This is a genomic window from Acidovorax facilis (assembly GCF_023913775.1).
GTDB lineage: Bacteria > Pseudomonadota > Gammaproteobacteria > Burkholderiales > Burkholderiaceae_C > Acidovorax > Acidovorax facilis.
The window spans coordinates 19883-34963 of the sequence record NZ_JAMXAX010000056.1 but is presented as its reverse complement, the minus strand read 5'-3'; the positions used below and the strand labels follow the sequence as shown (position 1 = coordinate 34963).

Sequence of the window (15081 nt, the reverse complement as noted above, 5' to 3'; positions counted from 1 at the left end):
AAGGGTGGAAATCGGGCCTCAAGGCCCTGCGAACGGCCCAAATGGGCGGCGCAAGAGGCCACAAAATCCAAAAAATGGCGTCTTCCGCGTTCGCGCGGGAAATTTCGAGGGCTTGTTCAGCGTAGCCTTAACTCAATCCCTTGGCTGGCCGCAGCATTGCTGGCACCTTCGCTGGCACTTGCTCAGATGCCGGACGATGCCCCCCCCCAAAGGTGGACTACCAACTTTCGTACCGATCAGCTCTCGCGGGCTATGAGGTCTACAAGGAGCAATCAGTCCAGCCGTGGAAGGCCGCCAACGACAAGGTGGGTGAAATCGGAGGATGGCGGGCCTATGCCAAGGAAATGCGCCAATCCGCACCCGCAGCGGGTCAGGACCAACCAGCCCAAGGCCATGACGCACACCACGGGGGCAAACAATGAGCCGCCCCCTGCGTATGCCCCGCGCCAAACTCGTGATCGCTGTTGCCGCAGTTGCGGTTTTGTCTGGCTGTGCCAGCGTGAACCTGGAGCAAAACATCTCCAGCGCCAACGCAGCAACCAGCAGTTTCACGGACGGCAAACTCACCTTGGCCCGAGCCAAGAATGAGCAAGAGGCCTTGCGCCGGCGTGCCTCGGACTTGTTGGCCAAACCGCTCAGTCAACAGGATGCCGTTCAACTCGCTCTGGTCAATAGCCCGTCCCTGCAGGCCATCGTGGCCCAAAACTGGGCGGACTCTTCCACTGCAGCCCAGTCCGGACGCATCGCCAACCCCATTCTGAGCCTGGAGCGGGTTCGCCTGGGTAGCGAGACGGAGATCGGCCGCATCCTGTCCTTCGGCCTGCTGGACCTGCTGACCTTGCCAACACGCAAAGGCATCGCCGAGCAGCGCATCAAGCAGACCCAGTTGCGCCTGAGCAGCGACGTAGTGGACCAAGTCACGCAGGTACGTCAGGCCTGGGTCCGGGCTGTCGCCGCGCAACAGACCCTGACTTACACCCAACAGGTCGTCGCCAGCGCCCAGGCCAGCGCCGAACTGGCCAAACGCATGCAGTCGGTGGGCAATTTCAACAAGCTCGATCGTGTGCGCCAGCAAGCGTTCTACGCCGACACTGCGACCCAGCTGGCCAGTGCGCAGCACCAGGTCACGGCAGCCCGTGAGGAGCTGGTGCGGCTGCTAGGCCTGGACGATAGCCAAGCCCAACAGCTCAAGTTGCCTGAACGCCTTCCCACACTTCCCAAGGAGCCGCTGTCTCCATCGGACGCTGGCCGTCAGGCTTCGAAGGGTCGGCTGGATCTGCAGATCGCGAAGGCCGATTACGACGCAGCCGCACGCGCGCAAGGCTGGAACACGATCACGACCTTCACGGACATTGAACTGGGAGTACGGCGCGACTCTGTCTTCGATGCGGCCGAGAACACCCACTCAACGCGACGAGGCTTTGAGATCAGCCTGCAGTTGCCCATTTTTGATTGGGGAGGTATGCGGCGCGACGCCATGAGCGCGCAGACCCTGGCTGCGGCCAACCGCCTGGAAGCTACCGCCCGCGCGGCGGGATCCAACCTGCGCGAAAGCTACTCAGCCTATCGCACGGCATACGACATCGCGCGCCACCACCGCGACGAAGTGATCCCGCTGCGTAAGAGCATCTCTGAAGAAAACCAGCTTCGCTACAACGGGATGCTGATCAGCGTCTTTGAACTACTTGCCGACTCCCGCGACCAGGTGAACTCGGTAATGGCGGCTCTGAACGCTGAACAACAGTTCTGGCTAGCGGACGCGGCCCTCCAGGCCTCCCTCATTGGCAAGCCAACCAGCACTGGCGTCTCGGGCGGTGGCGCAGCCGCTGCCGAAGCTGGCGCAGGCCACTGATCCCCTCAAGGAAACCAAACATGAATTCAAGAAGAGATTTTTTCCGATTTGCGGGCATCGCCGGAGGGGCCGTGGCCGCAGCGAGTGTGAGCCGAGTGGCGATGGCAGCACTGCCGGAACCCGTGTACCAGACAAGTCCAGACACCATGGCGCCGCTCGTACCCAACTCCGGGCGTCCTTACAACCCGGTGGTCACGCTCAACGGCTGGACGCTGCCTTGGCGCATGAACCAGGGGGTCAAAGAGTTCCACTTGGTAGCAGAACCCGTCGTGCGCGAAATGGCTCCTGGCTTCAAGGCCCACCTGTGGGGATACAACGGCCAGAGCCCAGGTCCCACCATCGAGGTGGTGGAAGGCGATCGCGTCCGCATTTTTGTGACCAACAAGCTGCCCGAGCACACCAGCATCCACTGGCATGGACAGCGTTTGCCCAACGGCATGGACGGCGTGGCGGGCTTGAACCAGCCAGCGATCCAGTCCGGCAAAACCTTCGTCTACGAGTTCGTTGCACGCCGTCCCGGTACGTTCATGTACCACCCGCATGCCGATGAAATGACCCAGATGGCCATGGGCATGATGGGCTTTTGGATCACGCATCCAAAGACCAAGCATCCGCTGATTGATGAAGTGAATCGAGACTTTTGCTTCCTGCTCAGTGCCTATGACATTGAGCCCGGCGCCGCTACGCCCAAGGTCGCGGAAATGCTGAACTTCAATCTGTGGACATGGAACAGCCGCATCTTTCCCGGCATCGATTCCTTGAACGTTCGGCTCAACGACAAGGTGCGCATCCGCATCGGCAACCTCACCATGACCAACCACCCGATGCATTTGCACGGTCACGAGTTTTTGGTCACCGGCACGGATGGTGGTCCCACACCCAAGAGTACCCGTCTGTATGAAGTGACCACCGACGTGGCCGTTGGACAGATGCGCCAGATTGAGTTCCTCGCGGACGAAGAAGGCGACTGGGCGTTCCACTGCCACAAGAGCCACCACACCATGAATGCAATGGGGCACGACATTCCCACCATGATTGGCGTGGACCACCGGGGCGTGGCCAAGAAGATCAACAACTTGATCCCCGACTACATGGTCATGGGCGAGCGGGGCATGGCAGACATGACGGAAATGGAGATGCCCATCCCGGACAACACCATTCCCATGATGACCGGAGAAGGCCCGTTCGGCTCGGTCGAAATGGGCGGGATGTTCAGTGTCTTAAAGGTTCGCCGCGACCAGAAACCGGGCGACTACAAGAACCCGGGTTGGTACAAGAACCCGGAGGGCACGGTGGCCTACGAGTACACCGGTCCGATGGCTGAACCGGCCCGCTTCAAGGCCGAGGGCGGGCAGTCCATGCCTCGCAAAGAGAAGTCCAGCTCGGACACTGTCGTCAAGGTCAAAAAGCCGTCTTCGCACAGCGGCCACTGATCACCACGTTCACATCGCATCCACAACCCAAGGCAACTATGAAACGCACTCTTTCCCTGATCGCGGCCTCCACCCTGGTGGCCCTGTCCTTCAACAGCATTGCAGGCGGCAATCACGGCGGCGGCCATGACGGCGGTGGCGCCCACGGCCATGGCAGCGCTGAATCAGCAATTGGTCAGCCCGGCAAGGCCGCGAAGGTGACCCGCACAATCAACGTGGACATGGCTGACACCATGCGCTTCACGCCCGCCGCGATTTCCGTCAAACAGGGGGAAACGGTCAAGTTCGTGATCAAGAACAGTGGCCAGGTCAAACACGAGTTCAGCATGGGCACCGATGCCGAACTCAAGGAACACTACGAGACCATGAAGAAGTTCCCGGATATGGAGCATGACGAACCCAGCAAGGTGTCGCTGGCCCCAGGCAAGCAAGGCGAAATCATCTGGCAGTTCACAAAGGCTGGTGAAGTCAAGTTTGCCTGCCTGTACCCAGGCCATTACGACGCTGGCATGAAGGGGCAGGTCACGGTGGTGAAGAAGTAAGCGGAAAAGTCCTCCACGCCATTGAACAAGGAGTTCACATGAAAAACGCAAACAACCTTTTGATCGGCGCCGTGTTGTCGCTGACCACCCTCTTGCCGCTGTCGGCCATGGCACAGGCCACGGTTGACGCCAGCAAGCCCGCTGCTCTGGCTGCAGCCTCCATGACGGATGGAGAGGTGCGCAAGATCGATAAGGACGCTGGAAAAATCACCATCAAGCACGGTGACATCAAGCACCTAGAGATGCCGGGGATGACCATGGTGTTTAACGCCAAGGACAAGTTACTACTCGACAAGGTACAGGTCGGCGACAAAATCCGTTTCATGGTGGTCAGCGAGGGAGGAAAGATGTTCGTGACGTCCATCGAGCCTGCCAAGTAGCACGAAAATTGCGTGCAGCGTCTTTCTGAAATGAGGCGCTCTTCGGCATTCAGCAACGCGACGGGCCAGGCCGAGGCAAGCAGCGCCCAGCAGGTGGGCGCCACTTGAGCTAAATCAAGCGAGACCGAACGCGCAGTGTCAAGATGGTTTGGAGAACAAGAACATGACCCTGCTTGCACTGAACGCCGGCTCGACCAGCACTAAACTGGCACTGTACGAGCGCGACCTGCACCAGCTCTGGAGTGCCAGTGTGTCCGGACTTGCCTCGCCGAATGCGCGACTGCTGACCCGCGAACCTGGCGGGGATGCCGACACGCAGGAACTTGGACCCCTGCAATTCCGCTCCGCGACCGAACTATTGTTGGGCGAACTGGCGCTGCGCTGGCCGACGTTGCAGATAGAGGCTGTCGGACATAGAGTGGTTCACGGAGGCGACCTGCCGGTTGACAGCGTAACGATCGATGCACCGACTTTGGCCGCGATCACTCACTGGTCGTCGCTGGCGCCTCTTCATCAGCACCTGAACGTTGCAGCGATCAATGCAGCACGGCAGGCATTCCCGGGGGCGTTGCATGTTGCATGCTTCGACACGGGTTTTCACCGGACTCTCCCTGCGCGTGCGAGCCTCGTTGCTGTGCCGGAGCGCTTTAGATCGCTCGGAGTGCGCCGCTACGGCTTCCACGGCCTCTCATACGAGTCCGTGTTGCAACAACTGGCGGCCAGCGGCGAGCCGGTCTTCTCCGAGCGTGTCATTGCCGCGCACCTTGGTGGCGGTTCCTCACTGTGCGCCATTGCCCAGGGACGTAGTGTGGAAACGAGCATGGGCGTGACCCCGCTCAGCGGCGTCCCGATGACCACGCGCTGCGGCGATCTTGATCCCGGTGCGCTGCTGTTCCTGCTGCAGTCCGGCGAGACGGATGTCCGGCAGTTGCAAGCCGCCCTCTACGAAGAGTCGGGGCTCAAGGCCCTGACCGGCACCTCAGGCGACATGAAGTTGCTGCTCGACATTTCGGCACACTCGAGCGAGGCTCGCAAGGCGGTCGACTACTTCTGCTATCAGGTACGCAGGCATATGGGTGCGCTGGCAGCCGCTATGGAGGGCGTCGACCGGATCGTCTTCACGGGCGGAATCGGCGCCAACGCAGCGTTCGTCCGGCAAGCAGTGTGCGACGGCCTGCGCTTCCTGGGTGTCGAGCTCGATGCCAAAGCCAACCTGGCCAACGCCTCTAGCGTTCACACCTCACACAGCGGAATAAAGGTGAACGTGCTCGAGACCGACGAGGAATCCATCCTTGCCCGCAAGGCCGCTGCCCACGTGGACGGGTCGGGCGGCCATTAAAAGAAGGGACCATAAAGATGATTCAATCCGCAACCTTCGAGGTCGGCAATCTGCTGTCCCCGCTTTCTGCCCGCGGCGTCGAGAAGCGGCTCGCCGCGATCCCAGGCGTGGTGTCGGTGTCCGTAAACCCGGTGCCCGCGAGCGCCACTGTCTCGTTCGATCCGGCGCGGGTCACCCGTGAGCGGATCCGCACGACCATCGAGGACTGCGGCCACCATTGCGCCGGCGAACTGACGCCCAGGCACGTGTGCGAAGCAGCTCCGGACCCAGCAGCCCATGCCGCGCATGCCAATACCGGCCATGGTGCGCACGCGCAGCACGGCGGAAACGCGGCCGCGGATGCGAAGACCGCCAAAACCGGCGGAGAGCATCAAGACATGATGCACGAGATGGGCCACGGGAGCGGGCAGTCGATGGACGACATGGTCCGCGACATGCGCAACCGGTTCTTTGTGGCCCTGTTGTTCGCCGTACCGGTGTTCCTCTACTCCCCGATGGGGGCCATGGTCGGGGACTTCACCGTGCCGTTTGGCATGGACCGCAAGGTGTTCCTGTTCCTGGTCGCGTCGGCGGCGATCATCTATCCCGGCTGGCCGTTCTATGTGTCGGCCTGGCGGGCATTGCGCAATGGCGTGACCAATATGGCGACGCTGGTGGTTCTTTCGGTTGGCACAGGCTACCTCTTCAGCATCGGCGCCACCTTCTTCTACGAGGGCGAAGTGTTCTACGAGGCAGTAGCCACCCTGCTGGTGTTCATCCTGCTCGGGCATTGGCTGGAAATGCGCGCGCGTGCCGGTGCTTCCGACGCGATCCGTTCGCTGATGAACCTGGCGCCGCCCATGGCCACCGTGTTCCGCGACGGTGAGGAACAGAAGGTGCCGACGTCCGAGGTGGTCCTGGGAGACATCGTCGTGGTAAAGCCCGGCGACAGAGTGCCGGTTGACGGGGTCGTCATGGAAGGCGGCTCGCAAGTCGACGAGTCCATGCTGACCGGTGAATCCATGCCAGTGAAGAAGGGCACCGGCGACGAAGTGATAGGCGCGACCATCAACAAGAGCGGTAGCTTCCGCTACAAGGCGACCAAAGTCGGCGCGGACACGGCCCTGGCCCAGATCGTCAAGCTGGTCCAGGAGGCACAGAACTCCAAGGCTCCAGGGCAATTGCTCGCCGATCGGGCTTCGCAGTGGCTGGTGCTCGCAGCGATCGGCATCGGGCTCGCGACCTTCATCGTCTGGTACTGGGTGCTCGGGCAGCCGCTGCTGTTCGCAGTGACGCTAACCATCACGGTATTCGTCATAGCCTGTCCCGACGCACTGGGGCTCGCGACGCCCATGGCCGTGATGGTCGGTACCGGCCTCGGAGCCATGAACGGCATCCTGTTTAAGAACGCTGCGGCCCTAGAGAACGCCACCAAGCTGACCGTCGTGGTGTTCGACAAGACCGGCACCTTGACGGTGGGCCAGCCGGACGTGGTCGACCTCGTGAGCGCCCCGGGCACCGATACCTCCACCCTGCTGGCAACCGCGGCGGCCGTGGAGAAGTTTTCGGAACATCCGCTGGCATTGGCGATCCTGAAGAAGTCGGCCGATCTGCCTGTGGAGCACACGGTGGCGTTCACCAACATCGACGGTCAGGGTGCCCGGGCCGAACTGGCGGGTGACACGGTGCTGCTGGGCAACCGGCTGCTGATGGAAAGCCACGGGGTGGATCTGGCCGGCTTGTCGCAGGAAGCGGCGCGCCTGCAGGGCGCGGGCCGCACCGTGGTACACGTGGCGCGTGCCGGCCGGTTGCTGGGCCTGATCGCCATTGCCGACGCTGTGCGACCGAGTTCCCGGGACACCATCCAGGCGCTCCACAAGCGTGGCGTGAAGGTCGCCATGCTGACGGGGGACAACCAGGCCACCGCCGATCGCATCGGGCAGGAACTGGGCATCGACATCGTGCTCGCCGATGTTCTGCCCGGACAGAAGGCCGACAAGATCAGGGAACTTCAGTCGCAGGGACATAAGGTGGCGATGGTCGGCGACGGCATCAACGACGCTCCGGCATTGACGCAGGCGGACGTGGGTTTCGCCATCGGCGCCGGCACTGACGTGGCGATGGAAAGCGCACAAGTGGTGCTGATGAAGAGCGACCCCTTCGACGTGGTGGGTGCGATCGAGCTGTCGCGCGCCACGCTGCGCAAGATGCACCAGAACCTCTGGTGGGCGGTGGGCTACAACACCGTCGCCTTCCCTCTGGCGGCCGGCGTCTTCTACCCCTTCACCCTGTCGCCGGAAGTGGCGGCGCTGTCCATGTCGGGCAGCTCGGCCATCGTGGCCATCAATGCGCTGCTGCTCAAGCGCACCCGCCTGACCGGCATCCACAGATCACGCCCGGAGCAAGATGCCTCCTCTGGTGGCGCGCTGCCCGGCGCTGCAGGTTGAACCCGAGAGGAAAGGCACCCATGAGAATCCGAACGCCCGAAACCCGTATCCGCGTGGCCGTAGTCGGCTATGGCGTCATTGGAAAGCGAGTGGCTGACGCAGTCGCATTGCAGACGGACATGCAGCTGGCTGGCGTGGCAGACGTCGCCACCGACTGGCGGCTGCAGGTGGCCGCCGCTCTGGGTTTGCCGATCTTCGCCGGCGATGCCGCCTCCCTTGCATCTATGCGCTCGGTCGGGCTTCCGGTGGTGGATACCCTGGAAAACCTCCTACAGCAGGCCGACGTGGTGGTGGACTGCACTCCAAAGAAGGTGGCGGCGGGCAACGTCCCCCGCTACCGCAGCGCCGGCATCCGCTTCATCCTGCAGGGCGGTGAGAAGCATGAAATGGCGGGCCATTCCTTCGTGGCCGAGAGCAACTACGCGCAGGCGCTGGGACATGTCGCTACCCGCGTGGTCTCCTGCAACACCACCTCCATCGTGCGCACGCTGGGTGCGCTGCGCCGGGCCGGCCTGCTGCTGCAGGCGCGCGGCACGCTGATGCGGCGCGCGACCGACCCTGTGGACGGTCACCGTGGCGGGCTAATGAACACGCTGGTGCCGGAGGAAAAGGTGCCCAGCCACCAGGGGCCGGACGCCAAGACGGTCGACCCCGCGCTGGACGTGGTGACCATGGCGGTAGCGGTGCCACAGACCCTGGCTCACGTGCATTGCTGGAATGTGCGCATGACGCGTGCCGCCTCGCTGGACGAGGTTCTTGCAGCCTTTCGCACGTCCAGCCGCATCGCCCTCTTGCGCAGCAGCGACGGCCTGGGTGCGATCAACGTGGTCAAGGAAATGATGGGCGACCTCGGGCGGCCGCGGGCCGACCTGTACGAGGTCGGCTTGTGGGAGGACCTGGTGACACTCCAGGGCGATGAGCTGTTCTTCACGTACATGGTGGACAACCAGGCAATAGTCATCCCGGAAACGATCGACGCCGTCCGCGCGCTGGCCTGCACGCAGCCCGATGGGGCGACGTCGATCGCGGCAACGGACCGCAGCCTAGGCATTCCCCTACCGGCCAGCGTCCGATCGGGGAGCTGAGTCTCAAGACGGTTGGCCCCGGGGGTGCGCCGAATCGCGGCAGCCGCGACCGCTGAACATGACCCGGGGTAATCGTCCAGCGGCTAGGCAGCATCCCTGCGCAGTTTCTGTCGCTTTCTCCTGCCAACCGGCATGCGATTGCGGTTGACGTGTCGCTGCCCGCCTGTACCCGGTCGGGATTGGTACTGCTTTCTTCTCGTTAACGCGACGGCGTGGCGGCGGACGCCGCGGCGCGTTCCTTGTCGCGCTTGGTCACGACCATGGCGTTGGTTGCTCGATCGACCTTGACCATGCCCAGCTTGGGGTGCAGCCCGTAGTAGGTGCCGCTCCTGGACGCCGGGTCGGCGCGAGTGTCGGTGGCGGCGGACGCAACGCCCGCGAAGAGTGCGGCGCCCAGAAGGGTCACTGCGAGCTTGTTCACGTTGGTTCCTTTCGCCAGGGGCTCGAGCCGAACACCATGCGCGGCTTTGATTGCGACCTCTGATGACATCAATTCTGAAGACCACCCTCGGCCGGCCACTGACCGAACCATTACGAACTTGTCATGCGGCGTCGCAGCGCGCCGAAACCCGATGCAAATCCTCCTTGTCGAAAGACGAAACGCGTGCCGCCGATTGCTTGAGGCCGCCTTCGGCGAGCTGGTGTACGAATTCTCCACGATAAGTCACTGGTACAACTTCATCCCGCGCAGCAGGACAGTTGCGAGAGGTCCTTGGTGAATGTCTGCGCGGCGAGCTTCAGGCCCTCGACCATCGTCAGGTAGGGGAACAGCTGGTCGGCCAGATCGTGCACCGTCATGCCGGCCCTTATGGCCAACGCCGCGCTCTGGATCAGTTCCCCCGCATCTGGCGCGACCGCCTGAACACCGATCAAGCGCCCGGTCCGCGCTTGGGCCACCAGCTTGATAAAACCGCGGGCGTCGAAATTGACCACTGCCCGCGGCACGTTGTCCAAGGTCAAGGTGCGACTGTCGGTCTCGAACCCGTCGTGATGCGCTTTCGCCTCGCTGTAGCCCACGGTGGCAATCTGCGGGTCGGTGAACACCACGGCCGGCATTGCGGTCAGGTCGAGCGCCGCATCGCCGCCGGTCATGTTGATCGCGGCACGGGTGCCGGCCGCTGCCGCCACATAGACGAACTGAGGCTGGTCGGTGCAGTCACCGGCTGCGTAGATGTTCGGGTTGCTCGTACGCATGCCCTTGTCGATAACGATGGCACCTTGCGCATTGACGACAACACCCGCTGCTTCCAAGGCCAGGCTGCGCGTGTTCGGTGCCCGGCCGGTGGCGATCAGCAACTTGTCGGCGCGCAATTCACCGTGTCCGGTGGTCAGCACGAATTCGCCGTCCACATGGGCGACCTGGCTGGCTTGCGTGTTTTCCAGCACCTCGATGCCCTCGGCCCGGAAAGCGGCTGTCACGGCCTCGCCGATGGCCGGGTCTTCCCGGAAGCACAAGGTGTTGCGCGCCAGGGCCGTCACTTTGCTGCCCAGCCGGGCAAAGGCTTGCGCCAGTTCCAGCGCCACCACCGACGAGCCGATCACGGCCAGGCGTTCGGGAATGGCGTCGCTGACCAGCGCCTCGGTGGAAGTCCAGTAGGGTGAGTCTTTCAAGCCTGGAATCGGCGGCACGGCCGGACTGCCCCCCGTGGCGACCAGGCAGCGGTCGAACATCACGACGCGCTCGCCACCCTCGTTCAAACGGACGACAAGGCTCTGGTCGTCCTTGAAACGCGCTTCACCGTGCAGCACGGTGATGGCTGAATTGCCGTCCAGGATGCCTTCGTACTTGGCATGGCGGAGTTCATCGACACGTGCCTGCTGCTGGGCCAGTAGTTTGCTACGATCAATCGCAGGCACGGTCGCTTCGACCCCGCCATCGAACGGGCTTTCGCGACGCAGATGGGCGATGTGAGCGGCGCGGATCATGATCTTCGACGGCACACAGCCGATATTGACGCAGGTGCCGCCGATGGTCCCGCGCTCGATCAGCGTTACGTGCGCGCCTTGCTCGACGGCTTTCAGCGCAGCAGCCATCGCGGCTCCACCGCTGCCGATCACAGCTACTTGCAACAGACGTTCGTTGCCAATGTGCTTATCGGCGGCCCCCTTCCAGCCGCGCACCTTGTCGAGCAATCCGGCTCGGTTGTCTGTCGGTGGCGCATCGGCAAGCGTTGCCTGGTAGCCCAGTCCTGCCACAGCGGCAGTCAGCGCGTCCGATGACGTGCCCGGCAGGGTGGCGAGTTTCGCTGTGCCCTTCGGATAGGACACCAGCGCCGACTGCACGCCGGGCACTTTCTCCAGCGCGCCTTTGAGGTGCGCCGCGCACGAGTCGCAGGTCATGCCGGTGATTTTTAGTTGGGTCATGCAACAACTCCTATTTATCATGATCGCCGCAGGTTCAAGGTTCAAGGTTCAGTGGCTCACTGCTTGACGCTTGACGGATATCCCGCGTCTCCGGTTGCCTTTGTCAGCTTCTGCACGCTGGTCTTGGCATCATCGAACGTGACGACCGCGTCGCGTGTCTCGAAGGTCACGTTAATTTTGCTGACGCCTTCGACTTTGGAAATCGCCTTCTTGACGGTGATCGGGCAGGCGGAGCAGGTCATGCCCGGTACGGACAGCGTGACAGTCTGAGTGGCGGCCCACACCGGGGCAACAACGGCAGCGAGGACGAGGGCGGCAAACAGTTTTTTTCTCATGAAGAACTCCTGTGATTAATAGAAAAATGGCATGACGTACGGAAATCCCATCGCGACCAGGACCAGCGCGGCCACGATCCAGAAAATGAGCTTGTAAGTAGCTCGCACTTGGGGAATCGCGCAGACCTCACCCGGTGTGCAGGCTTGCGCCGGGCGGTAGATGCGCTGCCAAGCGAAGAACAGCGCCACCAACGCTGCGCCGATGAAAAACGGGCGATACGGCTCCAGCACTGTTAGGTTGCCGATCCATGCCCCGCTAAATCCCAAGGCGACCAGAACCAGCGGTCCGAGGCAACAAGCAGAGGCGAGGCTGGCGGCCAGCCCTCCAGCGAAGAGCGCGCCGCGCGCGTTTTGTGGCTCAGACATGCGTCTTGTCCTTTTCGAATTGAATGGGATAGGGCGTAACCTTAGGTCCGTAGTCATGTACGGAGTCAAGCGAAATGGCAAACAATTTGGAGTGTCTGACTATCGGCGTTTTTGCCAAGGCTGCCGGGGTCAACGTGGAGACCATCCGCTTCTATCAGCGGAAGGGCTTGTTGCCGGAGCCCGACAAGCCCTATGGCAGCATCCGCCGCTATGGTGAGGCGGATGTAACGCGCGTGCGGTTCGTGAAATCAGCCCAGCGGCTGGGTTTCAGTCTGGATGAAATCGCCGAGCTGCTGCGGCTGGAGGATGGGACCCATTGCGAGGAAGCCAGCAGTCTGGCCGAGCACAAGCTCAAGAACGTGCGCGAGAAAATGGCTGACCTGGCGCGCATGGAGGCCGTGCTGTCTGACTTGGTGTGTGCATGCCATGCGCGAAACGGCAACGTTTCCTGCCCGTTGATTGCGTCACTGCAAGACGGAACGAACCTCGCGATGTCAGTGCGGGGTGGTCACGGGGTGACTGCGCCTTAGCGTGCTTCGTTTTCCGAATTCTGAGACGACCCGATCATGCGCCCGCTGGTGGAAGCCGCCCTGCACGTGAACCCCGGCGGCCTTCTGCTAGCCGGCCCCAACCCGGTGGATGCACTCACGTTCTTCGCCCTGAACGTGTCCGGGCCTGCCTCCGGGCCAAGTGATGGGCTCCGGCACCGTTCGACTCGGCGCGGCTGCGGTCCGAACTGTCGGCGGCACTGCGGCGTCGTCGCGAGGAACGTCCATACCTACGTGCTCGGCGAGCATGGCGGCAGCGAAGTCGTGGTCTGGTCCGCGGCCACCTTGATCCGTGCCGCCATGCAGGCCGCAGGAATGGCTTGAGCCGTTCGGCGGCTGCCTCGCCTCAGCCTGCCGAGGAACTGCCGTCCACGCCTTCGGGCTTCGCCCAAGCGATTACGGCGCCGACGGCAAGCATGGCTCCAGCCAGCAGGAAGGGCGCGGGTGCCACCGCGGAGAACAGGACTCCGGTCAGCGCGGCACCGCCTGCCTGACCCAGGTTGCCGGCTGCAGCCTGCCTGCCCATCGCGCGCCCCTGTCGAAGCCCTGCTGCGGAGGAAATCCTGACGGCGAGTGCGGGGATCAGCACACCGAGGGCACTGGCCGCCAATACGAAAGCGACGGCGGGACTCCAAGGCGCCCGCCAGGACAGCAGGCCCACACCGACCGCCATCACTGCAAGGGAAATCCACACGAGCCTGTGCTCGCCGATCCAGCGTTCCAGCACTGGGTAGCCTACCAGTTGCATTGCGACCATGAGCACGCTGCACAAGGCAAAGTAAGGCCCCACAGGGCCGCCCTGGAGTGTCAGGCCGACTTCGGCTACCGTGATTCCGAACACCACTGCTGCGGTCAACAGGAGCGCCCGGCGCATCCGGCCCAAGGACACACTCGAATTCGCGATGGCCGGCCCCAACCCTGCGGCGTCCTCAGCACCCTGTACTCGTGGCAGGCGGGCGGCCAGCACTGCGGCCAGCAGGCACACGGATGCCACCAGGTCAAGCCCTGAAACCCGGTTGCCGAGCGCAGACGCTGCGCTGCCAGCCACGGGCCCGAGCAGGAAGCCGAGCGCCGTGGCCGAGGCCACCCAGGCGAAGCGGCGCTGGCGGCGCTCCGGTGCCGTTGTCTCCGCCACATAGGCTAGCACTGCCGGCATCACGGCGGCCGCGACCAGCCCGGCGCCGATGCGCGCGGCGTAGACACCTGCAAGTGAACTGACCGTACCGAGGAGTGACAAGGCGATGGCGGAGCCGGCGAGTCCGATGGCAATCACCCAACGGCGATCCAGAAAGTCGGATACGGCGCCCCAAACCGGCGAGCACGCGAACAACGCCACGGTGTAGGCGCCAGTCAGCCACCCGGTGTGGCGGGCGGCCACGTCGGCACCGCCACCCCGCACCCGCGGCACCAGCTCCGGAAGCACCGGCAAGGTCACGCCATACGACATGGACACGGCGAGCCCTGCGACAAGCAGCAGCACGAAGTGAATATCGCTGAACTGGCGCGCGGAAGCCGCCGCTGGACGGCGAACAGTCATCGAGCGTTCTCCACCAAGGCCGAGGTTTCGCCTCGCGCGGCGATCAGGTGCAGTGCAACAACGATGCTCATTGCCGCCGCGAAGAAGCACCAGACGGAGATGAACCAGTGGGCGTAGAAGGCGTACGCCGCTACGGCCGACCCTAGGCAAAGCACCCCGAACAGTCTGACCCAGCGGTGGCTTGAAAGAATCAGGCTTACGGTCGTCGCCGTCAGATAAAGGCCCATGGAGGCTGCGATGTAGAAATGCGGGGATGCGTAGTCGATGTGGCCTCCAACCGGGGTGGCGACGATGGGGTAGGCAAACATCGCGTACAGCAGATATGCCCCGACCCCGAGCCCGGCGAGGCAGACGGCGGCCAGGAAGCGTCGGCGGTTGCGGTCAGGCTCGATCAGCCATGCCGCAACAGGCACGTACACGGGCCAGAGCACGTGCGAGAAGAAGGAATACAGCTGCGTCGCCGCCGCTGTCACCGCGTCAATGCCCCAGCCGAAGCTGAGCCAGACCACGCCTTCGGTAAGCTGCTGGATAGCAAACAGCAGTGGGATCGCTGCGTAAGCCCGCTCTCCACCGGTGCGGGCCATGTGCGTGGTCACTATGCCCACGCCCATAAGGAAAGTGCCGGCTGTCAGGCTGGCGGTCGCCGAAAAGCACATCGATCAGGAACTCCGTGAAATCGTGGGGCGGCTGCGCACCATGCCAACGATCTGGGTCAGCCACGCCAAGTGGTCCCTAGATCCAAATTGTTTTTACAAGCGGGGCCCGGCGTGCGTGGCCGAACGAGGGGCTGCGCGCGATGATAATTGCAGTGCTTGAGTCCTGCTCTCGTGACGTTAACCGACAGTGCGGCGCAATCTGGACAAAGACAGTCGAC

At 63.2% G+C, this 15081-nt stretch carries 16 protein-coding genes; 10 read left to right on the top strand and 6 right to left on the bottom strand.

Annotation, left to right across the window (positions count from 1 at the left end; all coding sequences use genetic code 11):
• Positions 1-212: 212 nt before the first annotated feature.
• The 8 genes from NFX52_RS16230 to NFX52_RS16195 all read left to right on the top strand — a co-directional run bounded on the left by NFX52_RS16230 (position 213) and on the right by NFX52_RS16195 (position 9057).
• On the top strand, positions 213-422 hold the full coding sequence (locus NFX52_RS16230) for a hypothetical protein (RefSeq protein ID WP_233559558.1): 210 nt from the start codon (positions 213-215) through the stop codon (positions 420-422).
• A complete protein-coding gene (locus tag NFX52_RS16225; protein ID WP_121508526.1) occupies positions 419-1852 on the top strand; it encodes a TolC family protein in 1434 nt (477 codons plus the stop codon). The genes NFX52_RS16230 and NFX52_RS16225 overlap by 4 nt, the downstream gene beginning before the upstream one ends.
• Positions 1853-1872: 20 nt before the next feature.
• On the top strand, positions 1873-3285 hold the full coding sequence (locus NFX52_RS16220) for a multicopper oxidase family protein (protein WP_100409526.1): 1413 nt from the start codon (positions 1873-1875) through the stop codon (positions 3283-3285).
• 38 nt (positions 3286-3323) lie between these two features.
• Complete coding sequence (locus NFX52_RS16215; protein WP_055394787.1) at positions 3324-3827, top strand: cupredoxin domain-containing protein; 504 nt, start codon at positions 3324-3326, stop codon at positions 3825-3827.
• A 38-nt stretch (positions 3828-3865) separates the two neighbouring features.
• Positions 3866-4207 carry a copper-binding protein gene (locus tag NFX52_RS16210; RefSeq protein WP_008905307.1) on the top strand — a complete coding sequence of 114 codons (342 nt, stop codon included), beginning with the start codon at positions 3866-3868 and terminating at the stop codon, positions 4205-4207.
• 163 nt (positions 4208-4370) lie between these two features.
• Entirely contained in the window at positions 4371-5546 is a 1176-nt protein-coding gene (locus tag NFX52_RS16205; protein WP_055394789.1) for an acetate/propionate family kinase, read from the top strand.
• A gap of 17 nt (positions 5547-5563) precedes the next feature.
• Complete coding sequence (locus NFX52_RS16200) at positions 5564-7972, top strand: heavy metal translocating P-type ATPase (RefSeq protein ID WP_008905309.1); 2409 nt, start codon at positions 5564-5566, stop codon at positions 7970-7972.
• 20 nt (positions 7973-7992) lie between these two features.
• A complete protein-coding gene (locus NFX52_RS16195) occupies positions 7993-9057 on the top strand; it encodes a type II glyceraldehyde-3-phosphate dehydrogenase (protein WP_034694474.1) in 1065 nt (354 codons plus the stop codon).
• Between the two features lie 199 nt (positions 9058-9256).
• On the opposite strand, the gene NFX52_RS16190 is transcribed toward NFX52_RS16195, so the two are convergent.
• The 4 genes from NFX52_RS16190 to merT all read right to left on the bottom strand — a co-directional run bounded on the left by NFX52_RS16190 (position 9257) and on the right by merT (position 12122).
• Positions 9257-9478 carry a hypothetical protein gene (locus NFX52_RS16190; RefSeq protein ID WP_008905311.1) on the bottom strand — a complete coding sequence of 74 codons (222 nt, stop codon included), beginning with the start codon at positions 9476-9478 and terminating at the stop codon, positions 9257-9259.
• 257 nt (positions 9479-9735) lie between these two features.
• Positions 9736-11421: a mercury(II) reductase gene (merA, locus tag NFX52_RS16185; RefSeq protein ID WP_055394791.1), complete on the bottom strand. Its 1686-nt coding sequence runs from the start codon at positions 11419-11421 to the stop codon at positions 9736-9738.
• A gap of 56 nt (positions 11422-11477) precedes the next feature.
• Positions 11478-11756, bottom strand: a complete 279-nt coding sequence (gene merP, locus NFX52_RS16180; protein WP_008905313.1) for a mercury resistance system periplasmic binding protein MerP — start codon at positions 11754-11756, stop codon at positions 11478-11480.
• 15 nt (positions 11757-11771) lie between these two features.
• Positions 11772-12122, bottom strand: a complete 351-nt coding sequence (gene merT / locus NFX52_RS16175) for a mercuric ion transporter MerT (protein WP_008905314.1) — start codon at positions 12120-12122, stop codon at positions 11772-11774.
• Positions 12123-12196: 74 nt separating this feature from the next.
• On the opposite strand from merT, the gene merR reads away from it, so the two are divergent.
• A complete protein-coding gene (gene merR / locus NFX52_RS16170) occupies positions 12197-12652 on the top strand; it encodes a mercury resistance transcriptional regulator MerR (RefSeq protein WP_055394792.1) in 456 nt (151 codons plus the stop codon).
• A 36-nt stretch (positions 12653-12688) separates the two neighbouring features.
• Positions 12689-12994 (top strand): Rossmann-fold NAD(P)-binding domain-containing protein, encoded by a 306-nt coding sequence (locus NFX52_RS16165; protein WP_008905316.1) that lies wholly within the window; start codon positions 12689-12691, stop codon positions 12992-12994.
• A gap of 22 nt (positions 12995-13016) precedes the next feature.
• Here the strand turns inward: NFX52_RS16165 and NFX52_RS16160 are convergent, their stop codons facing one another.
• Positions 13017-14207: an MFS transporter gene (locus NFX52_RS16160; protein WP_008905317.1), complete on the bottom strand. Its 1191-nt coding sequence runs from the start codon at positions 14205-14207 to the stop codon at positions 13017-13019.
• On the bottom strand, positions 14204-14863 hold the full coding sequence (locus NFX52_RS16155; RefSeq protein ID WP_008905318.1) for a DUF6629 family protein: 660 nt from the start codon (positions 14861-14863) through the stop codon (positions 14204-14206). Before NFX52_RS16155 ends, NFX52_RS16160 begins: the two co-directional genes overlap by 4 nt.
• Positions 14864-15081 lie beyond the last annotated feature (218 nt).